The sequence below is a fragment of the Providencia sp. UF-224 genome (assembly GCF_058245955.1).
Window position 1 is genome coordinate 37,892 of the sequence record NZ_JBSICC010000024.1, and the last position, 23,374, is coordinate 61,265.

25 protein-coding genes and 1 riboswitch are annotated in these 23,374 nt (G+C 41.9%); of the genes, 16 read left to right on the forward strand and 9 right to left on the reverse strand.

Going from position 1 to position 23,374, the window contains the following annotated elements; all coding sequences use genetic code 11:
* Positions 1 to 11: 11 nt before the first annotated feature.
* The 5 genes from dhaL (at position 12) to AC4IFO_RS18005 (ending at position 3,252) form a co-directional block, all read left to right on the forward strand.
* Positions 12 to 665: a dihydroxyacetone kinase subunit DhaL gene (dhaL, locus tag AC4IFO_RS17985; protein WP_490736447.1), complete on the forward strand. Its 654-nt coding sequence runs from the start codon at positions 12 to 14 to the stop codon at positions 663 to 665.
* 157 nt (positions 666 to 822) lie between these two features.
* Complete coding sequence (locus tag AC4IFO_RS17990; protein ID WP_490736449.1) at positions 823 to 1,785, forward strand: sugar-binding transcriptional regulator; 963 nt, start codon at positions 823 to 825, stop codon at positions 1,783 to 1,785.
* Positions 1,786 to 1,938: 153 nt separating this feature from the next.
* Positions 1,939 to 2,010, forward strand: a riboswitch (Fluoride riboswitch).
* Positions 2,011 to 2,187: 177 nt separating this feature from the next.
* A complete protein-coding gene (gene crcB / locus AC4IFO_RS17995; protein ID WP_490736451.1) occupies positions 2,188 to 2,568 on the forward strand; it encodes a fluoride efflux transporter CrcB in 381 nt (126 codons plus the stop codon).
* 99 nt (positions 2,569 to 2,667) lie between these two features.
* Positions 2,668 to 2,952, forward strand: coding sequence for a hypothetical protein (locus AC4IFO_RS18000; RefSeq protein ID WP_490736453.1), 285 nt, complete (start codon positions 2,668 to 2,670; stop codon positions 2,950 to 2,952).
* Positions 2,953 to 2,991: 39 nt separating this feature from the next.
* Entirely contained in the window at positions 2,992 to 3,252 is a 261-nt protein-coding gene (locus tag AC4IFO_RS18005) for a hypothetical protein (RefSeq protein WP_490736455.1), read from the forward strand.
* A 37-nt stretch (positions 3,253 to 3,289) separates the two neighbouring features.
* Here the strand turns inward: AC4IFO_RS18005 and AC4IFO_RS18010 are convergent, their stop codons facing one another.
* On the reverse strand, positions 3,290 to 4,240 hold the full coding sequence (locus tag AC4IFO_RS18010) for a sugar-binding transcriptional regulator (protein WP_490736457.1): 951 nt from the start codon (positions 4,238 to 4,240) through the stop codon (positions 3,290 to 3,292).
* A gap of 176 nt (positions 4,241 to 4,416) precedes the next feature.
* Here AC4IFO_RS18010 and dalD point away from each other — a divergent pair, with 176 nt between their 5' ends.
* The 7 genes from dalD (at position 4,417) to AC4IFO_RS18045 (ending at position 14,330) form a co-directional block, all read left to right on the forward strand.
* Positions 4,417 to 5,805, forward strand: a complete 1,389-nt coding sequence (gene dalD, locus AC4IFO_RS18015; RefSeq protein WP_490736459.1) for a D-arabinitol 4-dehydrogenase — start codon at positions 4,417 to 4,419, stop codon at positions 5,803 to 5,805.
* Positions 5,806 to 5,816: 11 nt separating this feature from the next.
* On the forward strand, positions 5,817 to 7,283 hold the full coding sequence (gene xylB / locus AC4IFO_RS18020) for a xylulokinase (protein WP_490736461.1): 1,467 nt from the start codon (positions 5,817 to 5,819) through the stop codon (positions 7,281 to 7,283).
* 91 nt (positions 7,284 to 7,374) lie between these two features.
* The gene (locus AC4IFO_RS18025; protein ID WP_490736463.1) at positions 7,375 to 8,664 is read left to right on the forward strand and encodes an MFS transporter; all 1,290 of its coding nucleotides are present in this window, start codon (positions 7,375 to 7,377) and stop codon (positions 8,662 to 8,664) included.
* A 613-nt stretch (positions 8,665 to 9,277) separates the two neighbouring features.
* Complete coding sequence (locus AC4IFO_RS18030) at positions 9,278 to 10,501, forward strand: hypothetical protein (protein WP_490736465.1); 1,224 nt, start codon at positions 9,278 to 9,280, stop codon at positions 10,499 to 10,501.
* A gap of 6 nt (positions 10,502 to 10,507) precedes the next feature.
* Positions 10,508 to 11,743 (forward strand): Zn-dependent hydrolase, encoded by a 1,236-nt coding sequence (locus tag AC4IFO_RS18035; protein WP_490736467.1) that lies wholly within the window; start codon positions 10,508 to 10,510, stop codon positions 11,741 to 11,743.
* Positions 11,744 to 11,792: 49 nt separating this feature from the next.
* Positions 11,793 to 12,977, forward strand: a complete 1,185-nt coding sequence (locus AC4IFO_RS18040) for an amidohydrolase (protein WP_490736469.1) — start codon at positions 11,793 to 11,795, stop codon at positions 12,975 to 12,977.
* Between the two features lie 111 nt (positions 12,978 to 13,088).
* Positions 13,089 to 14,330: a hypothetical protein gene (locus tag AC4IFO_RS18045; RefSeq protein ID WP_490736471.1), complete on the forward strand. Its 1,242-nt coding sequence runs from the start codon at positions 13,089 to 13,091 to the stop codon at positions 14,328 to 14,330.
* Positions 14,331 to 14,391: 61 nt separating this feature from the next.
* Here AC4IFO_RS18045 and AC4IFO_RS18050 read toward each other — a convergent pair whose 3' ends face one another.
* Positions 14,392 to 14,568 (reverse strand): DUF2526 family protein, encoded by a 177-nt coding sequence (locus AC4IFO_RS18050; RefSeq protein WP_490736473.1) that lies wholly within the window; start codon positions 14,566 to 14,568, stop codon positions 14,392 to 14,394.
* A gap of 67 nt (positions 14,569 to 14,635) precedes the next feature.
* Positions 14,636 to 15,196, reverse strand: coding sequence for a helix-turn-helix domain-containing protein (locus AC4IFO_RS18055; RefSeq protein ID WP_490736475.1), 561 nt, complete (start codon positions 15,194 to 15,196; stop codon positions 14,636 to 14,638).
* An 81-nt stretch (positions 15,197 to 15,277) separates the two neighbouring features.
* Between AC4IFO_RS18055 and AC4IFO_RS18060 the strand changes: the two genes are divergently transcribed.
* Positions 15,278 to 15,946 (forward strand): AzlC family ABC transporter permease, encoded by a 669-nt coding sequence (locus tag AC4IFO_RS18060; protein ID WP_490736477.1) that lies wholly within the window; start codon positions 15,278 to 15,280, stop codon positions 15,944 to 15,946.
* Positions 15,947 to 15,948: 2 nt separating this feature from the next.
* Positions 15,949 to 16,266: an AzlD domain-containing protein gene (locus AC4IFO_RS18065; protein ID WP_273840015.1), complete on the forward strand. Its 318-nt coding sequence runs from the start codon at positions 15,949 to 15,951 to the stop codon at positions 16,264 to 16,266.
* Positions 16,267 to 16,322: 56 nt separating this feature from the next.
* Here AC4IFO_RS18065 and AC4IFO_RS18070 read toward each other — a convergent pair whose 3' ends face one another.
* Together AC4IFO_RS18070 and AC4IFO_RS18075 are read right to left on the reverse strand one after the other, a co-directional pair.
* Positions 16,323 to 16,511, reverse strand: a complete 189-nt coding sequence (locus AC4IFO_RS18070; protein WP_275076944.1) for a YegP family protein — start codon at positions 16,509 to 16,511, stop codon at positions 16,323 to 16,325.
* A gap of 293 nt (positions 16,512 to 16,804) precedes the next feature.
* A complete protein-coding gene (locus tag AC4IFO_RS18075) occupies positions 16,805 to 17,122 on the reverse strand; it encodes a hypothetical protein (RefSeq protein ID WP_490736480.1) in 318 nt (105 codons plus the stop codon).
* A gap of 275 nt (positions 17,123 to 17,397) precedes the next feature.
* Here AC4IFO_RS18075 and AC4IFO_RS18080 point away from each other — a divergent pair, with 275 nt between their 5' ends.
* Positions 17,398 to 18,402 (forward strand): luciferase-like monooxygenase, encoded by a 1,005-nt coding sequence (locus AC4IFO_RS18080; protein ID WP_490736482.1) that lies wholly within the window; start codon positions 17,398 to 17,400, stop codon positions 18,400 to 18,402.
* 95 nt (positions 18,403 to 18,497) lie between these two features.
* Here the strand turns inward: AC4IFO_RS18080 and AC4IFO_RS18085 are convergent, their stop codons facing one another.
* The 4 genes from AC4IFO_RS18085 to hxpB all read right to left on the reverse strand — a co-directional run bounded on the left by AC4IFO_RS18085 (position 18,498) and on the right by hxpB (position 22,137).
* Positions 18,498 to 18,884: a YkgJ family cysteine cluster protein gene (locus AC4IFO_RS18085; protein ID WP_219248775.1), complete on the reverse strand. Its 387-nt coding sequence runs from the start codon at positions 18,882 to 18,884 to the stop codon at positions 18,498 to 18,500.
* Between the two features lie 246 nt (positions 18,885 to 19,130).
* Complete coding sequence (locus AC4IFO_RS18090) at positions 19,131 to 20,522, reverse strand: L-cystine transporter (RefSeq protein ID WP_490736484.1); 1,392 nt, start codon at positions 20,520 to 20,522, stop codon at positions 19,131 to 19,133.
* 181 nt (positions 20,523 to 20,703) lie between these two features.
* Entirely contained in the window at positions 20,704 to 21,279 is a 576-nt protein-coding gene (locus AC4IFO_RS18095; RefSeq protein WP_490736486.1) for a metal-dependent hydrolase, read from the reverse strand.
* 192 nt (positions 21,280 to 21,471) lie between these two features.
* Entirely contained in the window at positions 21,472 to 22,137 is a 666-nt protein-coding gene (hxpB, locus tag AC4IFO_RS18100; protein ID WP_353242309.1) for a hexitol phosphatase HxpB, read from the reverse strand.
* A gap of 364 nt (positions 22,138 to 22,501) precedes the next feature.
* On the opposite strand from hxpB, the gene AC4IFO_RS18105 reads away from it, so the two are divergent.
* The gene (locus tag AC4IFO_RS18105) at positions 22,502 to 23,041 is read left to right on the forward strand and encodes a YniB family protein (RefSeq protein WP_490736488.1); all 540 of its coding nucleotides are present in this window, start codon (positions 22,502 to 22,504) and stop codon (positions 23,039 to 23,041) included.
* Positions 23,042 to 23,374 lie beyond the last annotated feature (333 nt).

Here is a 23,374-nt window from a genome sequence, read left to right on the forward strand (position 1 = left end):
AGGAGCCCATTATGCAAGTTATCTCAACGGAACGTGGCAATGAAATGACACTCGATTTAGTCCATATCATTGTGTCTAACCGTGAATATCTCAGTGAAATCGACGGTGCAATTGGGGATGGTGACCACGGCATTAATATGGCGAAAGGTTTTAACCTATGCGCCAAAGCGATTGAAGGGCGCGAATTATCACTCAGTGAAGGCTTTGAAGAGATTTCCGATGCGCTAATGGAAGGCATTGGCGGTTCGATGGGGCCGCTGTACGGCAGCTTCTTTATGGGGATGTCTGACAGTATTTCAGGCAAAAACGAGCTTTCACAGCACGATTTTCTGGCGATGCTACAAAACGGTTTATCAGAGTTGCAAGACATTAGTAGCGCGACGGTCGGTGATAAATGCTTGATGGATACATTGATCCCTGCGATTAATGCTTTTGAATCTGCAACCAATGCAGGCAAGGATTTCAAGCAAGCATTAGATGCAATGCAAGCAGCTGCGATTGCGGGGCGCGATTCAACCTTAGATTTAGTGGCAAAAATAGGTCGTGCCAGTCGTTTGGGGGAACGCTCCCGCGGGGTACTGGATGCAGGAGCAACGTCTTGCTGCTTATTACTCTGCCAACTTGCACAAAGCGTTGAAAAACATGGTGCTGTAGCCAACGCATAGCTATTTATTTTAGTTTTTGAGTGGATATAGAGCCGAAAACATCGCTTTATATCCACTGTCTTTGACAACTCGCTTATTAATTGCCACTAGAAACGCTATACTAAAACCTTATTATCCTTGTCGCGATTAACACCAATTGAGAGGAAATCACTACCTTATGGATAGATCACAAACATCTTCCGACATTGAGCTACTGACTGAAATTGCGATTGCGTATTATCGCGATGAAATTACGCAGGAAGAGATCGCCAATAAGTTTGGGATATCGCGAATTAAGGTGGGGCGCCTATTGAAGCGCGCAAAAGAAGAGGGGATAGTTGAAATTAACGTTCGCTATCACCCGATTTTTAGTACCCAACTCGAACAGCAATTACTTTCTCGGTTTCCGATTTCTCGTGCATTAATTGCATTGGATCACCCAGATGAAGAATCCCAACGTAATCAAGTGGGTACGTTGGTTGCCAATTATTTATCAACCACATTGCGGGACAATATGATTGTCACCGTAGGGCAAGGGCGTAATGTCGCCGTTGTTGCCGATAGTGGCGGGGCGGTGCCTGAAAAAGATTGCCGGTTTATTTGTGGTATTGGCGGAACGCATCGTCCCGGTGATTCGATAAACGCTGACCATATCAGTCGCCGCTTAGCGAAAAAATTTGGTGGAACCAGTGAAACACTGTATGCCCCAGCTTACGTGGAAAATAACGAACTTAAACAATCGTTTATGAAGAATGGCACCATAAAAGAGACCCTTGACCGCGCTCGTAAAGCGGATATTGCCTTGATTGGTATTGGCGATATGAATGAAGACAGCTATATGGTCAAATTGGGCTGGTTTACACCCCGTGAAATCGTGGATGCCAGTTTAAACCAAGGTGTTATTGGCGATATCGCAGGGTATGACTTTTTCAATGCGCAAGGGCAGCATGTGGATACCGTTATGAATGACCGAGTGATCGGCTTGAGCATCGATGAGCTGAGAAAAATTCCCTGTGTGATTGCAATTGCTTCTGAATCCTCCAAGGCAATGGCGATTATGGGCGCATTACGCACCGGGGCGATTGATATTATTGCAACTAGTGCGAGTAATGTGCGGACTATTTTAAAAATGTCCCAATAGCTTGTCATCCCCGTCATATTTCAAACCGCAGCGTTGCTGGCTGCGGTGATTCGCATTAATCACAGATGAGGTGTGAGCCTAACGGCTTATTAATAGCATCTATTATAAAATAGGTTTACATCTCCTAATTAGTTGCCTTATTATTTTAAGGTGATTATTTAGGGAGATGGCATTCCTCCTGCTGTTAAGAAACCGCCCTGTTGGGCTAATGATGCCTACGTTAACCTGTTCATTCGACGGGGTACGTAGGTTTATGTGCCCTGAATTTAGGGCATAAATGACTGATACTCGCCATACTTTAAGTTACTTAGCTTGTTACCTGCATGTAACTCAAATTATTTAGAGTATAATTGGGAGACTTTCCTTTCATTTATCCCGCCTAACGTTTTATGGGAAGTTTCTATGTACGCCTCTTTATTTGCAATTGCGATTGGTTCTGTTCTCGGTGGTTGGCTAAGATGGTTTGTTAGCCTGAAAATGAACCACCTCTATCCGAATATTCCCCTTGGTACTGTTGCGGTTAACCTTATTGGTGGCTTTGTCATTGGCTTTGCCATTTCTTATTTTGCCAGCGCTAACATCAGCCCTGCGTATAAGTTATTTATTGTGACGGGTTTTTGCGGTGCTTTTACCACCTTTTCGACCTTTTCATTAGAAGTGTTAGTGCTCATCCAAGAAGGAAAATTGGGCTTTGCGATTAGCACTATTGCTATCCATGTGATTGGCGCCTTGCTCTTTACCTTACTCGGTATGCTCTGCCATAACTGGCTGGCTCAGGGGTAAATGGGTATTTGATTTTGTCTGAATTGATAACAGCGATGCTTGTTCAAGGTCGGGTTACTGCTTATACTGAAATCATTGCTTTTAGTGGAGAGAAACAGGATGTTAGACAAACATTTAGAGTTTGAAGGGCTAACTGGCGTTGGTAAAGTTCAATTGGATTTTGTCCCTAACCAACAGGTATATACTCTAATTGGTGTCAACGGGGTAGGGAAAACCAAAACACTGGAAGCCTTGTTTCAGCTTATGTTTTTTAGTAACCAATTGGCTAATGAAGCTCTAACTAACATAAGTCCAATCTATTTAAAGTTTAGAACAGCACTATTATTATCAAGTAGATCTAAAAGCCACACTATTAGTTTTCCAGAAAGTGATACTGGTGAATAACGCGGTATCAAATGGGAAAATATAGATGTCTATGATTCAATGTGTAACGTATTAAATGGATTTCTTGAGTTAGATATTACACGCAATGTTGCTGAGTTATCAGCTAACCTATTTCGTTTCGACACTCATCAATTAGCCCTTACAGGGCAGGGCATGAGGAATATAGAAAAACGTAAATTTGATGTATTCCATTATTGCTGTGCGTGTTGTAACGATCTTTGCTTGGAGTCTAATGATACGGATATCGCAAAAATTGAGCAATTACATAGTCATTATTTAAGTATGCAAGCCACAGGTTAAGTTATGTATGCGGCACTGTGACCGCATACATAGAGGACTAATTATTTGCTAATAATTGTTGAGCAGTTGCTTCATCAGTGACTAAACCCGTGACCCAACTACCGTTAAGTACGGCTTGAATCGCCTGAGTTTTATGCGCCCCCCCTGCAAATGCAATCACAGGGTGATTTGGTGGGGAAAATAGTGGCACGCTCGTGTGGGTGTCATCTAAGCTGGTGGCTAAGCGCTCACCGTTAGCTTTAATAAAGTGGCCTAGGAGCTCTCCTGCGACACCTTTATCCAGCAGCATTTCTAGTTGTTCATCGGTGACAAACCCTTCTGAATTTAATGGGCAATTTTTCCCCACTTCGCCAATCCCAATAAAGGTGATATCGGCATTTAAGCCTTTTTCAGTGACCTCTTTATAGACGCGATGTTGGCACCACATGGCTTTATCTTCAGGGCTGTCTGCGTACAATGGTGCGGGGAGAATATAGTGGCGGCATTGCAGTTTTTCTGCAAAACGCAGGGGGATATCATAGCGTGTCGCAGAGCTATCGCGGGCAATTGCACCAATTAATGAGACACATTGGTGTTGCGGCAGCTCAAGGTAGGGTAACGCATCAATAATACTGCGCAATGTTCTCCCTGAACCGATACCGATAACTTGGGGTTTATCCTGCTCAATCAGCTGTTCCATCAACTCAGCACCCGCAACGGCGATCATATCCAACGTGGCATCAGTATCAAGTTGCCCCGAAGGCACAACATAACAATGGGTGAGATGGTATTTTTGTTGTATCTCATTAGCGAGTCGTAAACACTCAGTGACCGGGTGGGTGATTTGCACATGCACCATACCTTGCTCTTTGGCTAAAGAGATCAATCGCTGGGCGACTTGGCGCGATAGCCCTAATTCCTGCGCAATTTCTTGTTGCGTTTTACCTGCCACAAAATACAGCCACGCGGCTCTCGCGGCTTGTTCCATTTTTTTTAATTCTTTCTGCATGGGCGGTCTCCTGCCTTTTTTCATTATTGTAATTCTGGGCAATTGCTTATTAAAAGGGCAAAAGTCATTACTGTGACCATTATCGCAGTAATTCTCGTGTGATTGAAACTAAAATATAACAAACGGGCATATGCCCATAAAAATGGCAAATATTTATTTTAAGTTAAGGAGTCACAATGCTAAAGCAGAAATCCGTATGGATGCACATTGGTGCAGGGTCGTTCCATCGTGCTCATCAAGCTTGGTATTTACACCGTTTAATGGCGCAGGGGGATGACAGTTGGTCTATTGCGCTCGGTAATATTCGCAATGACGCGAATGCATTGCTTGATAACTTAGCGAAGCAACATGGCGAATATACCCTTGAAACCGTTTCGCCAGAAGGTGAGCGGCACTACGAAAAAATTACCTCTGTGCGCAAAATCCTGCACTGGGATGAAAATTTAAGCCAACTCGTTGAACAAGGCCGTGATAAAGCCACTCGCGTAATTGCTTTTACCGTCACTGAGGCAGGCTATTATTTAACCCCTCAGCATGAGTTAGATGGCCAGCAACCCGACATCAAAGCAGATTTATCAGGGAAAATGACCACAATCTATGGGGCATTGACTGAGATCCTGCGTGCACGACTTGCCGCTCATGGTGAGCCAGTCACCTTATTAAACTGTGATAACTTGCGCCATAACGGCGAACGTTTTCGCCATGGTTTCTTATCGTTTTTACAATTAAAAGGCGAAGATGAGCTATACCAATGGGTGAAAGACCATACCCGTTCACCAAATACTATGGTGGATAGAATAACGCCTCGCCCAACCCCTGATGTGGCAGAGCGCGTGAAACAGCACACGGGATGGGACGATAAAGCACCAGTAATGGGCGAAGCTTTCATTCAGTGGGTGATTGAAGATGATTTCATTAATGGACGCCCTGCATTGGAAAATGTGGATGTTGAAATGGTGGAATCGGTACTGCCGTGGGAAGAAGCCAAAATTCGTATCCTGAATGCAAGCCACAGTTGCATTGCTTGGGCAGGGACATTAATCGGCTTGAGTTTTATCGACGACAGCACGCGTGAATTACCCATCAAGCAAATGGCGTGGAATTACGTGACACAAGATGTGATCCCCTCGTTATCACCGAGCCCGCTGGATTTGGAACAGTATCGCGATGTGGTACTCGATCGTTTTAGCAATCCTTACATTAAAGATACAAATCAACGTGTTGCCGCTGATGGTTTATCAAAAATCCCTGGGTTCATTACACCAACACTGCAAGAATGTTACCAACGTAACCAAGTGCCAGCAGCAACGGCGGTATTGCCCGCGCTCTTTTTTGTTTATTTGCAGCGCTGGGCAAAAGGTGAGTTACCTTATGAATACCAAGATGGTGTGTTAGATGTGGAGTATTATCAAAAAATGATGAATTCCGCGGATGCATTAACACAATTTGTCTCGAGCGAGATGTTATTTGGCTCCCTTGCGCATTCACCTGAATTCCATGAACTTATGAACAAGACTGTCGCCAGTATCGAAACTTGGCTTAAATCACCGCAGCAATCGCTGTAAGGAGAAAGGCAATGTACCTTGGAATTGACCTTGGCACTTCTGAGCTCAAGGCTGTTTTGATTGACAGGCAAGGGGAGATTGTTGCGTCCAGCCATATGGCACTCACGGTGCAACGGCCACATCCTCAGTGGGCGGAGCAATCCCCAGATAGCTGGTGGGAAGCCACAAATGCCGTAGTAGCAACCTTAAAACAAAAAGCGCCAGAAGCGTGGGCCGCAGTCAAAGGGATTGGTCTATCAGGGCAAATGCACGGCGCCGTTTTATTGGATAAACAAAACAAGGTGTTGCGTGATTGCATTCTGTGGAATGACACGCGCAGCGCCAGTGAATGCGAATGGCTGATGGCGCAGCATCCTGAATTCCTGACCGTTGGTGCAAACTTGGTGATGCCCGGTTTCACTGCACCGAAACTCTTGTGGGTTGCGCGACATGAGCCACAGATTTTCAGCGAAATTGGCAAAGTGTTGTTACCAAAAGACTACTTGCGTTGGAAGATGACAGGGCAGTTTGTCAGTGAAATGTCTGATGCGTCAGGCACGTTGTGGCTTGATGTCGCTAAACGTGATTGGTCTGACGAATTATTGGCCGCTACAAATTTGACTCGTGAACAAATGCCATCCTTGGTGGAAGGGGCTGAAAAAAGTGGCGTGTTGTGTGCTGACTTAGCCTCACATTGGGGACTGAGTGCAGACGTGATTATTGCAGGTGGCGGTGGTGATAACGCGGCTTCTGCCGTAGGCGTCGGGGCCGTTAATGAAGGAGATGCCTTGATTTCCCTTGGCACTTCAGGGGTCATTTTTGTGGTGAATAACCAACTACAAGCTGACCCTCAACATGGTGTTCACGCCTTTGCCCATGCCTTACCAAACCGTTGGCACCAAATGAGCGTGATGTTAAGTGCGGCAAACTGTTTGCGTTGGGTCTGCCAGTTATTGTCAACGACAGAAAACCAACTGATGGACGAGGTAGGTCAATTAACGGATGAGCAGAAAAAACGCGCGCCGATATTTTTACCTTATCTTTCAGGGGAAAGAACACCACACAATGACCCTTACGCCACAGGTTCCTTTTTTGCACTGCGCAATGAAACAACCCGAGCGGAGCTGGGTTACGCAGTGATTGAAGGTGTTACTTTTGCCTTAGCAGATGGTATGGATGTGCTACAGCAAACGGGCACAAAAATGCCACGCTGTAGCCTCACGGGGGGTGGGGCTCGCAGCCCAATTTGGGCGCAATTAATTGCCGATGTGATTAATGTGCCTATCGTGACACATCCAGCAAGTTCTTCAGGGGCATTAGGTGCGGCACGCCTTGCATGGCTTGCCGATGGAGGCGAAGTGGATAAGGTATGTCAAAAACCAGACATTCTTAACACCTATTTGCCGCAAGCGATTAATCAACAAGTTCTCAATCAACGGCTTGATGTATTCCGTTTATTGTACCAGCAACAAAAACAAGCAAGAGAGCTGATGCCGTAATCGGTCGAAAAGGAGGTATTCCCTACCTACCTCCTTTATCGTTCTTTCTTCGCAACTGATTAAAATAACAATATAAAATGAGGAAACTGCAATGGAACAACAGCAGTATTGGCTTGGTTTACCTAAGCATTTGTTCTGGGGTTTTATCGCTATCGCTATTTTTATGAGCGGTGATGGCTTTGAAATGGCTTTTTTATCGAAACATATTACTGACTTAGGTTTTACACCAACACAATCCGCGATGGTATTCACCGTTTATGGCTTGATGGCTGCGGTGGCAGCTTGGGCGTCGGGTGTGGTTGCTGAAATTATCACACCATTAAAAGCCATGATGATTGGTTTTGTTTTATGGATTGTCATGCACGCATTATTTATGGCTTTCGGATTAGGCATGAAAAGCTACAGCATGATGTTGCTGTTTTATGGTATTCGTGGGCTGGCTTATCCGCTGTTTATTTATTCCTTTATGATGATGTTGGTGCAGGTGATCCCTCGTGCTCACCTTGCGGCAGCAACAGGTTGGTTTTGGGCGATGTATTCAGTGGGAATTGGTGTCATCGGCAGCTATTTACCCAGTTTCTCAATCCCGATGATGGGGGAAACAGGTACACTTTGGATGGCAATCGGCTGGGTCGCAATTGGCGGTATGATTGCTTACTTTAGCTTGCGTAACATTCCTGTTGATCGCTCAAAAGTTGATTTGCCAATGAAAGATAAAATGGCGGAGTTATCCCGTGCGGCGACAATTCTGTTTACCAATAAAGATATTTTTATGGCGAGTCTGATCCGCATTATCAATACCATTTCGTTATTTGGTTTTGCGATAATTATGCCATTACTATTTGTTGATCGCTTAGGTTTTACTATTTCTGAGTGGTTGCAAATCTGGGCCGTATTCTTCTTTGTAACGATTTTTACCAATATTTTTTGGGGAATTGTTGGGGAACATATTGGCTGGATCCGCCAAGTTAGGTGGTTTGGTTGTTTAGGAATGGCCGTGTCTAGCTTGCTGTTTTACTACTTACCCGTTTATTTTGGCCACAATTTTGCGATTGCCCTGATCCCTGCCATTTTACTGGGTATTTTTGTCGCAGCCTTTGTGCCTATGACTGCGGTGTTCCCAAGTATTGAACCACACCATAAAGGTGCAGCCGTTTCGATTTACAACTTATCTGCGGGCTTAAGTAACTTTGCTGCCCCAGCGATTGCCAGCTTGGTATTGCCTTTCTTCGATATTGTCGGGGTTGTTTGGGCATATACAGGGTTGTATATCTTTGCAGGAATTCTGACGTTCTTTATAAAAGTCCCTCAGCCAGGGTTTGAAAATAACCGTAAAATTAAACCGACTAAGGTGATTTCACAGCAGCAAACCAATAACTAAATCTATTTTTGTATCAGGCCCATAAATCGTAATTTATGGGCTTTTTATTTTTCACTGTCAATAATTCTATACATTGATAAAGGGGTATCTGCCTTTATTCACCCTAGTTGTAGCTAAATTAGTCGATAGTAAAATTAAGTAGAATATTTCATTTAAATATAAATATTAGCCATATTTATCATGTGTTTTTGCACTCACTCGTCTGAATTAGTGAAATTAGTTTCCTTGGCAATAGAATATAAATTTAAAGATTAAAAATTAATCTAAAGTGAATTTGATTGTCAATTAAACTTATTTAGGTTTTATATGTTGTTTTTGGCGTTTTTTAATAAACGAATACTGATGCCTAAGTGCTTTCCGGTGTAATAATCCACTACTCAATAATTTTACTGCCTGTATTCCTGCCTGATTTAAACCTGTTCAGTTATCTATACATCTATATTATCAATGTTATGATGAATTTTGTTGCAATTTTGTATGTTTGCAGCGAAATGCTCTTTATATTGATGTGTTATCATTCATAAACAAGCTGTAAATTAGTGATTAACTAATATTAATGGCTTCTAATACTAATAAAATAAACAAACAAAAAAATATACACGGGGGAAAAGTTATGTCGCAGATGTTAGCTCTGTTTTTGATAGTCGGAATATTATATATCGGGGATGCGATAGCGGTACGAACTAAGGCATGGATCCCATCCGTTTTTGTATGTGCGGTATTATTTCTGCTAGGGTATTGGACAATCTTCCCGAAAGATATCGTCAGTATTGCCGGTATTCCACAGGTTGTTGCTATTTCCTTAATGTATTTATTAATTACCAATATGGGCACCTTGTTGTCCTTAAAGGAATTATTACGTCAATGGAAAACCATTCTTATTTCATTGGCGGGTATTTTAGGCATTATTCTGCTGACCTTTATTGTCGGTATTACATTGTTTGATATGAATACGGTATTAGTTGCTGTTCCTCCATTAGTGGGCGGAATCGTGTCTTCCTTAATTATGTCAAAGGGTGCGGCGGAAGCGGGACTGGTAGATCTCTCTGTTTTTGCGATTTTAATCTATGTTATGCAAGGGTTTGCGGGTTATCCATTAACGGCAGTCATGCTGAAAAAAGAAGGACGTCGCGTACTGGAAAAATACCGTAGTGGGCAGTGGCAAGAAACGCTTTCAGTTGAGGGTGCCAAAGAAGTAGAAGTAAAAACTGTGGTATCGGAAGACGAAATGCCACGTATGTTTAAAAAAATTCCGAATCATTATAATACGAGCTACTTCAAGTTTTTACGCTTAGCAGCAGTAGGGTATTTGGCCTACTTAGCCTCATCATATGCTGCACCTTATGTGAATATCAGCCCATTCGTTCTGTGTTTATTATTTGGGGTTATTGCATCTTCATTAGGTTTCTTAGAAAGGCAACCGCTGCAAAAAGCTAATGGGTTTGGTTTTGCTATCATGGCATTGATGTTATTTATCTTTGATACCTTAAATCATGCAACGCCAGATATGTTATTGCGCCTTGTCTACCCAATGGTCGTGTTAATTAGTGCTGCCGTTATTGGGATGTACATTGCATCATGGGTTGTTGGCAAAATGTTGGGTGTTACTAAAGAGATGGCTTTTGCAGTAGCATTAACCGCGCTGTATGGCTTCCCAGCTGATTACATCATTACTAACGAAGCGATTAACGCACTAACAAAAGACGAAAAAGAGCGTCAAATTTTAACTAGCCATATGTTAGGGCCAATGTTAGTCGGTGGCTTTATTTCCGTCACCATGGTGTCCGTTGTTTTAGCGGGTATTATGGTCGCTTACATTGTTCCAGTTGCAGGGTAAATAATTATGGAAACAAGTACATCTCGAATTCAACGTCATTTAGAACAATTGGCAGAATACACTGCGACACCAGGCCAAGGTACAACGCGTATGAGCTATAGCGAGCAAGATAAACAGGCTCGTCAATATTTAAAACAGCAAATGGTGGAGCTTGGCTTACAGGTTCGTGAAGATGCGATTGGTAATATTTATGGTCGCCTAGAAGGGCAACAAGCGAATTTACCTGCTGTGATAATCGGTTCGCATTTTGACTCAGTGCCCCATGGCGGGGCTTTTGATGGTCCTGCGGGGATAGTGACAGGGCTTGATGTGGTCGCGCGTATTCGTGAACAAAACTTAACGCCTAAATACCCACTTGAAGTGATTGCATTAGTCGAAGAAGAAGGCACCAGCTTTGGTCGAGGTTTGATGGCATCCAGTGTGATCACGGGTTTAATCGGCACAAAAGAGCTCTATCAACTGAAAGATAGGCAAGGTGTTAGCGCTGCAGAACGTATGGCAGCGGCAGGTTTTAATGCAGATAAGGCAGCTGATGCGGTATTAGACCCGAAAAATGTTAAAGCATTCCTTGAGCTACATATCGAACAAGGGCCCGTGTTGGAGCAGGCTGGCGAAGATGTGGGCATTGTTGAAACCATCGTGGGTATTAGCCAGTTAGAGGTTAAATTGACAGGCAAAGCGGGCCATGCAGGTACAACTCCGATGGATATGCGTGCAGATGCATTAGTGTGTGCAAGTCAGATTATTAGTCAAATTCCTGCGTTGGCAAAAAATGCAGGGGACAATACAGTTGCAACGGTTGGGCGGCTTAATGTTCTGCCAAATGGCGCGAATGTTATCCCAAGCGAAGTCATATTTAGCATTGATATTCGTTCAAAAAATGATGTTGCTTTGCGCAAAGTGATTGGACACATCATCGAACTGGTAGAAAAAACCAGTGAGTCAGCAGGCATTGGTAGCGATATTATTCAGCCACTTTATGTGCAGCCCACAGAATTGAATAATGAAATTATTAGAACAATGCAACAGCAGGCAAGTGAGCAAAATTTAAAATATAGAACCATGGTTAGCGGTGCGGGGCACGACACGATGATTTTTGCGGGGATCACCCAGACAGGGTTGATTTTTGTACCTAGCCGCAATGGGTTAAGCCATCATCCTGATGAATGGACAGATTACGCACAAATTGCACGTGGCGTTGACGTGATGTTTGCCACCGTGAAGTCACTCATTGAATGTTAATACTCAAGAAAAACACCAAAGTATCGTATTGAAAAGGGGAAAGTAGAAAATGATCAGTTCAATTATTACAGCTGCAATCAAAAAACACACACCAGAGATGATTGCTTTTCGTCGTGATCTACACGCTCACCCTGAATTGCCATTTGAAGAAGTGCGCACAACACAGCGTATTGCTGAAGAACTAGACAAAATCGGTATTGAATATCGCCTGACTGAACCAACAGGGCTAATTGCTGAAATTAAAGGTGGGAAACCGGGCAGAACAGTCGCATTACGTGCAGATATTGATGCGTTACCGGTGCTTGAACTCAATGATTCACTTGAATATAAGTCAACTATCGAAGGTAAAATGCATGCCTGTGGCCATGATGCCCATACGGCAATGTTATTAACTGCGGCGAAAGCACTGCTTGAGGTCAAAGACCAACTTACGGGTAATGTCCGTTTGATTTTCCAACCTGCAGAAGAGATTGCACAGGGCGCGTTGGCGATGATCAAGCAAGGTGCCATTGAAAACGTCGATAACGTATTTGGTATGCACATCTGGACAACGACACCGTCAGGTAAAGTGTCTTGCAATGTAGGTGGCAGTTTTGCCTCGGCGGATCTATTAAAAGTCACGTTCAAAGGCCGCGGTGGTCATGGTTCAATGCCAGAAGCAACTATCGATGCGGCAGTTGTTGCATCTGCATTTGTGATGAATTTACAAGCGATTGTTTCCCGGGAAACCTCTTCATTAGATTCAGCGGTTGTGACCATTGGCAAAATGGATGTCGGTACGCGTTTTAATGTGATTGCGGAAAATGCGGTATTGGACGGTACGGTACGTTGTTTTGATATTGCGACTCGTGACCGTATTGAGGCCGCTATTCGTCGCTATGCAGAACATACTGCTGCAATTTATGGTGCTACCGCACAGGTCGACTATACCTATGGGACATTGCCAGTAATTAATGAAGAGCGCAGTGCCTTACTAGCGCAATCCATTATTTCTGAAGCCTTTGGTGAGCAATCATTGATCACCGAAAGGCCAACACCGGGCGGGGAAGATTTCAGTTTTTATATTGAAAATATCCCAGGTTGTTTCGCGTTATTAGGCACTGGAAACGCAGAAAAAGATACCCAATGGGCGCATCATCACGGCTGTTTTAATATCGATGAAGACACGATGGTCACAGGGGCTGAGTTGCACGCACAATATGCATGGGCGTATTTGCAACAAGAGAATTTCTAAAGGTTAAGTATTTAGGACAATTTTCAGTCCAAAATACTTCTCATTTTAATTATTCTATTGTAGTTTCAATAGGCATTAATAATTCTAGCGTTAATAAAAGAAGGTAAGAAAATGGAAAAACCATATTCTTACTTTCAATTTTTATGTTCGTTATTAATGTTTTTTATTATCGATGTGAATGGTTTATTACTTGATAATAATATTGAAATATATATAAAGGAATCGATTAAAATGGAAACAAAAACAGATACCTTATCAGATAAAGATATAGAGAATGTTAAAGTAAGTATAGAATCCATTGTTTTTCAGTATGTAGGGTCTCTGCCTGATAGTGTTATAATTCAAATTATTGATGATTCATTGATTGGTTATTCAATAGAAAATAAAGTGGCGATATTAAAAGATAATTTATTTTATCAATGTAAAATAAAAGAAATAGATATTTTAGAATACATGTCTGATGGGTTTTATAAAAAACATGTTGATGAAATTGAAAGCCAAGCTCAACAATTTGATTATGATAATATCGATTCATATTATGATGCGACATCTAAAAGTATGTTACCACTTTACAAATTGTTAGACGAGCAACAATTCCATCAAACATTAAAAATAAGGCTAAAAACTGCTCAGGCTGAATATCATAAGCAATTAAATTTTATTTTAAATGAGCACGAATCAACGATGGATACTATTTCTTTACAGCGTGATAAAGAAATTAATTCTGTTATTGAAAAATATATAAGAGACCGTGATTCTATTTATAAAAGATATGAAAATGAATTAAATCCAATTTATGAGAAGTATGGAAAAGAGTATGGGTCAATTTCAGAACAGGGCGATGAAATTTTAAATTCTTATTTTGAACGACGTGAAAATGAGTTGAAACCTATTTATAGTCGACGTGAAAATGAGCTAAGCTCTGTTTCAGGGCAATATGGAGAAAAAGAATTTGCGCTTAATTTGCAGTATGACGAAAAGTGTAATATTGCTGTTGAAAAAAAGGAAAAAGCGTTAAATTCTCTTTTTAAACAGTATGAATTGGCATTAAAACCGGTTTTAGAACAGCGTGAAAAAGGATGTGACTCGTTCGTTAAGCCAAGTAAAGAAGCGCTTGATTCCGTCACCATGCTTGAAGAAAATCGAACAGAGCTAGAGTTAGATTCTCAGCCAGAAAATAAAGTACAATCTGAAGAGAATGACCCATTTTTTGACTCTATACTTGAAAATATTAATGGATTCATACAAAAAGAAGCTACGTCGAGTATGACATACAGTGGAACTTGGACGAGTGAGACTTGCGTGTTTAAAGGTGGCGTAAAAACATGTACGGAAAAATCAGGCCAATTTTAGCCGTGGCTACGTAGGTATTTTATAATTTGTTCACATCCTATAATGCATAGGATGTGATTTTTTATGAGTTATGATGCTCAAAAATAGCGTCTCTTAAGCGCTGTTGTTGCTCAAAGCGTTGTTCTTGATTGAGTTCTGTATCATGGGAAAGCTGCATAAGCATTTCATTCATATTGTGAATGGAATTTTCATCAAGCAGTAAATCCACTTTGTTAACGATTTCATCATAGTGGGACATAGTCACAACTCCAATGTATTTGTATTGGCGTAATCATAACGCAAAACATCATTAAGTGGTTATACCATTAGTTCTGTTTATCGATGATCATCACAGCCATGGTGTCGGGCTCTAATGCGCGCATAATATGCGGTTCATCACCGGGGTAGTGAATATAATCCCCAACTGTTAACTCAACAGGGTTATCTAATGGGCCCACTAAGGCTCTACCCGCAGTGATAATGATGTGCTCACTAACACCGTGCATATGTGGCTCTGAAATGCGGTCACGCCCCGGTTGTGCAATGACAGTGTAGATATCCCGGCGCGAATTGTCAGGGGCAGATGACAATAAAAACGCCATATAATTGGCGTGTTCAGCGCTGACTGGAACGGCTTCACCGTGTCGGATCACGGTTACAGTCTCTTGTTTTTCTTCAATTAAGCGCGCAAAAGGGATGTCTAACGCAACACAAAGCGCCCACAGTGTTTCAATACTCGGGTTTCCGCTGCCCGACTCCAGTTGGGAGAGGGTGGACTTAGCAATGCCAGCTTTGCGTGATAATTCAGAGAGTGATAACCCACTTTTTTGCCGTTCGCGAGCAAGTGCTTTTGAGATAAGGTCAATCGGGGGAGCGGGTAAATTCAATTTTCATATCCTATATAGGTTGCACTTCACGGTGATGATCACCATAATGAATAAACGTATTATATATCGAACGGTTTGGGAATGCTAACGTCTACATTAAATTCCACGCTTAATAATAGCACAGTGAAAAATATTGCTCTGGTGTGCCTTGCTGACTTAATTGTGGGGATTTCATACGGTGCGCTCGCTCATTCTCAGGGCTTTGATTTCTGGGTGCCTTTAACGCTGTCAATACTCGTGCTTGCAGGAGCATCAGAGTTTCTCTTTATCGGTGTGATCTTTACAGGGGGAAGCCCAATTTCTGCTGCACTAGCGGGCTTGCTGGTTAATTCACGCCATATTCCTTTTAGTTTTGCTGTGGGTGATTTAACCGGCAAAGGGGCAAAAGCGCTTTTGGGATACCACATCATGAATGATGAAAGTGTGGTTTTTGGCCTTGCACAAGAAACGGAAAAAGAGAAACGGGCGGCTTTTTGGCTGTGTGGTATTGGTATTTTATTGTGTTGGCCACTTGGTGTGATTATTGGTGAAGTCTTGGGCAGTTTTGTGAATGATACCCACGTATTTGGTATGGATGCCATGTTCCCTGCGATTATTTTGGCACTTTCATTACCTGCTTTAAAAGATAAGCGTTTGAGAATAACCGCTATTATTGGCGCTGTAATCGCGGTTGCAACAACGCCTTATTTACCTGCGGGGATCCCCGTTTTATTGGCACTATTAAGCTTAGTTATTTATATAAGGAAATAATCATGATGGAGAACCCGTGGTTAATCTTCAGCGGCATCATGATATTAGCCGTTGGCACATACCTTATGCGAGCATCAGGGGCTTTGTTGAAAGGGCGCGTGGTGCTTTCAGAAAATAGCAAAACCTTGTTTTCCGCTGCTGCGATTGTGATTTTATTTTCAGTTGCAGTGACCTCTACGTTGTTTTCTGGGGAGTCATTTTCAGATTGGCCAAAGGTCATTGGGGTCTTAGTGGCAGGAATACTGACATGGTATAAAAAACCGTTTATTTTAATTGTGTTATCTGCAGCTATCGTTACTGCACTATTACGGTTAATTTAATAAAGCATGGGTAATCTAATAAAAATTGCCCCTATTGGTTGATAGGGGCAAACGAGTTACACGGTGAGGTCTTTAATGGTTTCTGAAGGGCCATTTTTTTGCACTGAGGCGATACCTTTTAGTGCGGATTGTTTAGAAGCATACATCTCACTGGTGGCAATAATTTCATGATTAGCCGCTTTTAATACAAAGTAATAAGGCTGAGCCACATCTTTCGTGGATTTTTTCAATTCATAATAGCCCATGATAAGCTCCTGCGTTTAAATGGAAAGCTAAATATCTAAATAAGGAAATAAGCAGAAAAAACGTTCTACTTAAAATAAGATTAGCTGCTGTTAGGTATTATTACTAGTGAGGGATGGGCATTTAGGAGAAACTACAAAAAAAGCCCCTGATAAACAGAGGCAATCGTAGGATATATAGAACTCTTTATTGTCCTTTAATGATATCGGTATCTTATTGGTTAAGATATTTGGTTTTGCTTATCAATAAAAAAGGTTTTACCGATACCATCAACAAGGCTAATCAATATGGCTCTCTATTGCGCTGCGGGTGCGTTAATAGGTTTTGGCATCGGCATGTTATTCATATTAGGAAATTCAGGGACTTCCATCACAGTGACTTTGACAACATAGCGTTTGCCATCTTCAATTTTAGGTGCATTGTTCGCCAGTTTTTTCACTGTTTCATTTGGTGTTGTCGTCTGTTCAGCTACGCTATACACCATATTATGATGATTACCCATATGTTGGCGCTGCATGTGATTATTTCCACCATTGCCAATATTGGCTGCGGTTGCTGCAAAGCCGACAGTCATTAATGCTAAAGCCAATAAACCCGCATTTAATTTTTTCATTTCGATTTCCTCTGTATGGTTAATGAGACCATCATTCACGAAAAATTTTTACGGCTCAATCGCTTTTACCTCCCTTGACTGAAGCTTCATAATTACTGCACTTTTTGTCCATGCTTAATCCATAATCTAGGGAAAACAGTGCGTTAGTAGACTGAAATTTACATTTTTATCCCAGTTGTGCTAATGAGGCTTTCAAATGTGGAGACCAAGAGCGCAATAGACTAGGATGGTAAGTTAGGTTCAATATCACCATAATCCTAACAAAGTGAGCGTGTATGTCTGATAAAAAAATTCCTCTTTCTTTGCTCGATCTCGCACCGATCACCCAAGGGTCAACAGCAAAAGAGGCTTTTTCCCATTCTCTTGACCTTGCTAAATTAGCTGAAAAGCTCGAATATCACCGTTATTGGCTTGCTGAGCATCATAATATGACTGGGATCGCTAGCGCAGCGACATCGGTACTTATTGGGTATTTGGCGGCAAATACAGAGTCACTGCGTTTAGGCTCTGGTGGCGTGATGTTACCGAACCATTCCCCTTTAGTGATTGCAGAACAGTTTGGTACGCTTAATACACTTTATCCTGAGCGCATTGACTTAGGGATAGGGCGAGCACCAGGAAGTAACCAGCAAACCATGCAGGCACTACGCCGCCACATGAATAGCGATATCGACAATTTCCCGCAAGATATCGCCCAGATAGTCAATTGGTTTGATGCGACGAATCCAGAGCCCGCCGTACGTCCCGTTCCTGGGTTTGGTGAAAAAATCCCTGTATGGCTATTGGGTTCAAGTCTTTATAGTGCGACTCTTGCCGCAAAATTAGGCTTACCTTTCGCGTTTGCCTCCCATTTCGCCCCTGATTTGTTATTGCAAGCGCTAGAGGTTTATCGCAGCAACTTCCAGCCATCAGAAAGACTCGCTAAACCTTATGCGATGGTGTGTATTAATATCATTGCGGCAGATACGCAGCGTGAAGCTGAGTTTTTGTTTACTTCGATGCAACAAGCCTTTGTGATGTTGCGCCGTGGGCAGACCTCCCAATTACCACCGCCAGTTGAAAGCATGGCCAATGTTTGGTCTCCCGCTGAGGAATACGGCGTCCAACAAGCACTTGGTATGTCATTAGTGGGGGATAAATCGAAAGTTCGTCATGGGTTAGAAACCATTTTACGTCAAACGCAAGCGGATGAAATTATGGTGAATGGGCAAATATTCGATCACCAATCGCGCTTATATTCATTTGAACTGGCGATGCAAGTTATGAATGAATTGAGCTAAGCCATTTGAAAGGGCGTTATTTTGCAGGGAAGCAAGCGTTTGATTTAATAAATAAGAAAAGAGATAACCCAGAAAAACTCTGGGTCATTGACGGGTTAGCAAGCGATTTGTGGGTGATGTGGTTCTAGCGGTGGTAACCCATGGGCTGCACGTGCGCGGTCGCAAGCCTCATTATAGATACCATCTTGCCAAGATTGCTCAAATTCACGACAAGGTGTTGGCCTTTGTGCGTAAATGGAGCAAGACACACATTCCCCTATCGTGCCTTGTAGCGCACTACAGCGCGTATTTTGCTTTTGATTGGTGCCATGCATACAGCTCATAAAAGGGGTGATTTGCTCGGTTAAATGTTGTGGCACAACGCCACCGCCACTTTCTGCCTCAGCCCAATAAAAAGAGACACGAAAATAGGCGCAACAAGCACCGCAGCTTACACATGGGTTATCTGAAGGATCGGTTTTTAGAATATGAATATTTGACATAACAAAACCAGATATTGATGTTGATAATATCCCCGTAGAATACGGGTTGACGCAACACAAGCAGGAAGCTCAAGAAAACGTTGCTCAAATTTTATTATCTTATGTAAATCCAGTGAATTGCAATAGCCTGTAGCAGAAAAAACTGGTTATTATGTTTATTTTTGATTTAAATAAAATCAAACGACAATTTTCAGTCATAAAAAAACCCGCCGTTTGGCAGGTTTTAAGTTTATAAAAGCTAAGTGATTAAACGTGTTTTAACTCAGTATCATCATCTTGATTAAACACAGCTTTATCTGTTTCACCCATCAGTTGGCTCGTCACTGTACCTGCTGTCATTGAACCGCTAACGTTCAAGGCAGTACGACCCATATCAATTAATGGCTCAACTGAAATCAACAGAGCAACTAAGGTTACTGGTAAGCCCATCGCTGGCAGCACGATTAACGCCGCAAATGTTGCACCACCACCGACGCCAGCGACACCCGCAGAACTGACAGTGACAATACCGACTAACGTTGCAATCCACAGTGGGTCAAACGGGTTAATTCCCATCGTTGGTGCGACCATTACCGCTAACATCGCTGGGTAAATACCTGCACAACCATTCTGACCGATTGTCGCGCCAAATGAGGCAGAGAAGCTGGCAATAGATTCAGGAACACCAAAACGGCGTGTTTGCGTTTCAATATTCAGCGGAATACTTGCTGCACTTGAACGGCTAGTAAAGGCGAATGTCAGTACTGGTCCCGCTTTCTTAAAGAATTTAATTGGGTTTAAGCCTGTTGTTGCAATAAAAATACCGTGGACAACAAACATGATACCCAGTGCCACGTAAGAGGCAATAACGAATGTACCTAAGTTAATGATATCGTGAAGATTCGAGCTTGCGACCACTTTGATCATCAGCGCCATTACACCATAAGGGGTTAAACGCATGACTAAGCGAACTAATTTCATCGCCCAAGCTTGCATAACATCAATCGCAGCTAAGGCTTTTTCACCACGTTCTTTATCATCTTTAAACAACTGTAATGCAGCGACCCCTAAGAAAGCCGCAAAGATAACCACACTAATAATTGATGTTGGGTTAGCTCCGGTTAAATCCGCAAACGGATTTTTAGGAATAAACGATAGGATTAATTGTGGTACAGTCAAGTCAGAAACTTTACCAATATAATTAGTTTCAATAGCACTCAGGCGAGCGGTTTCTGATTGCCCTTGTACTAATCCTTCAGCCGTTAAACCAAACAGGTTAGCAATTAAAATACCGACTAAGGCTGCAATTGCTGTTGTTAACAGTAGAGTTCCAATCGTTAAGAAACTGATTTTTCCCAGTGAAGACGCTTTATGCAATCTTGCAACCGCACTCAAAATAGACGCGAACACTAATGGCATAATGACCATTTGTAATAGCTGCACATAACCATTACCAACAATATTAAACCAAAGAATGGAGTCTTTTACCGTTTGGTGACCGCTACCGTAAACGAGGTGTAACACAACACCATAAGCAACACCAAAGACTAGACCGACTAACACTTTTTTAGACAGACTCCAGCCTTTCGCTCCCAGTTTTGCTAACAGTATCAGCAGTGCTACAAAACCGAGCACATTAATAATTAGAGGAATATTCATTCCGAACTCCAAATCGTTTTTTTATAAGGTATGTGACTAGCCCTTTAATCCTTAATGGTTATAAGGATTTCGTTGCTTCTAACAACTGGTTATATGTTATCAATAGAGAAAACACATTTCTTATACTAAATAGTAATAAGATAGTATTAATCATGCTTACATTATATTACAAAACTGAGAATTATGTAGGAAAGTGTATATCTAGCTGATTTTTAATATATTCTATTACACTTGCAACTTGATGATAAAAGTCAAATTGATACCCTGCTGGTAAAAAACAGGCACAAACTGTCAAAACAACTGCAATAAAACGTTCGCCCCGTTTACTGTTTTTCCCCCGAATAATGGGAAAACAGAAACGTTGAGGTAGTGGCCATAAAAAAGGTACGCCTGAAGGCGTTAGCATATCCGCGACTAAATGGCTCAAATAGCCCAATAAGAAAGCTTGAATAAGGTCATTGGGAATTGGCCATTGTGCTGGGATCCATTGATAACATGACAGCATGAGTAGCAACCATGCCAGTAAACTGTGGGTAAAACCGCGGTGACCGCAGAGTTTAGAGATAGGTAGCGAAAAAATACGCAGTAGTCGACCTGGTAGGGAAGAAGGGTGGTCAATATCGGGTAATAATGCACCTAATAACGCGCCGGGAACCAAGTGCAACCAATCACCTTGAGCTAGCTCAGGGGTGACTTGGAGTTTATGGGCCATTATCAAAGAGGCGACGGAAAAAAGCAGATGCCCTTCAGCGGTCATGGTGGATAAAATACCATCTGTTTATCTATACAGTTGATTGGCAGTATAAAGTGTTTAAAAAGAATATGATAGAGGGGTAAAGGTAAAAAAACTCTTATTTATTAGCAAATAAGGAAAGGATTTTATATTTTTTAAGCAATTCCCCTACCTAAGTCAGATAGGGGTGAATACAGATTACACAATTCACTATAACTAGCGTAAATGTTTAGCTTCTAATTCATTTAAAGAATTTAATTTAATATCCGCTAAACCAAAGCGTGGGTCATTAAAATGCTTACTATCTGGCACGACAATGGATCGCATTCTCGCAGCTTTTGCTGAAATCATGCCATTAAACGAATCTTCTAAAGATGCGCAGTGGATAGGTTTGGTGGATAGTGCAGAAGCAGCTTTAAGATAAACTTCAGGGTGTGGCTTACTCAATGGTAAATCAGCGGCTGAAATGACAGCAGAGAAATAATCGCGAATATCCAGTAAATTTAATACTTTTTCAAGCATATACAGTGGAGATGCAGACGCTAACGCGATTTTTAAATCCATCGAGCGACAAAGTTCCATCGCATGTTGAACTCCTGGCAAAATAGGACGTGTTTCTTCAACTAAGCCAACAACACGGTCAATGATCCGCTGTTTGGCTTCTTGTTGACTGCATCCATGCCAAGGTGAAGCTTGGTACCAAAGCTCAACAACATGGTCAATACGTAAACCCAATGTATCAGGTAGAGTGTTGGCAATCGCAAGGTCAACGCCTAACTGTGAAAAAACTTCAAGCTCAGCTTGCTCCCAAAAAGGTTCCGAGTCGATCAATAAACCATCCATATCAAAAATAACGGATTGGATGGGAAGATTATGGTACATGTCAAAACTCCATTCATGTAAACCCTATTGCCAATGAGCTTTACCCTTGTGGCAGTAGGAATTAAGGGAACTTGCCCAGCGACGATAGTATTTATTTACTTACTGACTATGATATCAGCAAATGAATAAATATTCGTATTAATTGCACGGGTGATTGTAACAACTCAGCACTAAAGGGAATAGACACAGATGGAGAAGTTGTACACCCAATGTGTTTTTAAAAATGTTTAAAATTCTGAAAGTCGATAACCAATCATCATTTTACAAGGTAAATTTGGAGGCATTTAATAATATCGGCTATTATTATCCCTGAAAAGTCACCATGAAAATTTATCGAGAATAATAACTCTGAGGAAGCGCAGTAATGAATTACCACAATGCTAATTATGTCGCAATCGGCAAACGTATTCTGGGTTGGGTTGTTTTTCTGGTAGCATTAATTTCGACGTTGGCGTCTTTAATTAAACTTGCTGGGATGAAAGGGCTGGCAGGTGAAGGGATCAATGCAGTAGCCAATGATTTTATTAAACTGATGGCGGAAATGACTCGCCAAACGACACCGTTTTTAAATTTCTTCTGGAATAACTCACCTGTACCGCAAGTTGCTAATGGTTTTTCAGGTAGCAACCTAGGGTTTATTATCATCTTTATTTTTATTTTTGTTGGTTTAGCGCTCAGTGCTTCAGGTTTGAGAATGTACCGACAAATTAAATTTATTCGTGAAAGCCTTGAAGACCACGTGATTTTGGAAAAAGCCAAAGGAATCGAACTGTCCAAAGCAGAACTTGAGGCAAATGTCACCATCCCACGCCACACAATTTTTACCCAGTTTTTTATTCTCTATTTCTGGCCAATTGTGCTGTTGATAGGACTGTATTTTATCCTAAAATTCCTTAACTGGTAATTTTCGTCATATTTCACGCTGTAGCGTTGTTGGCTTCATTCGGCGGCTTGGGTCACATACTTGTGTATGCTCCCCAATGTTTCGTCATACTTCCCATTATGCGGGTGTTATCTTCGTTTGCTAACGCTAGTCACATACTTATGTATGCTCCTAGCGATTAGCGGCACTTGATGCCTACGCATAATAGGAATTATTTAGAAAATTAAATGTTGGCCATACTTCAAACTGTAGCGTTGTTGGCTTCATTCGGCTACTCGGGTCACATACTTGTGTATGCTCCCCAATGTTTCGTCATACTTCCCATTATGCGGGTGTTATCTTCGTTTGCTAACG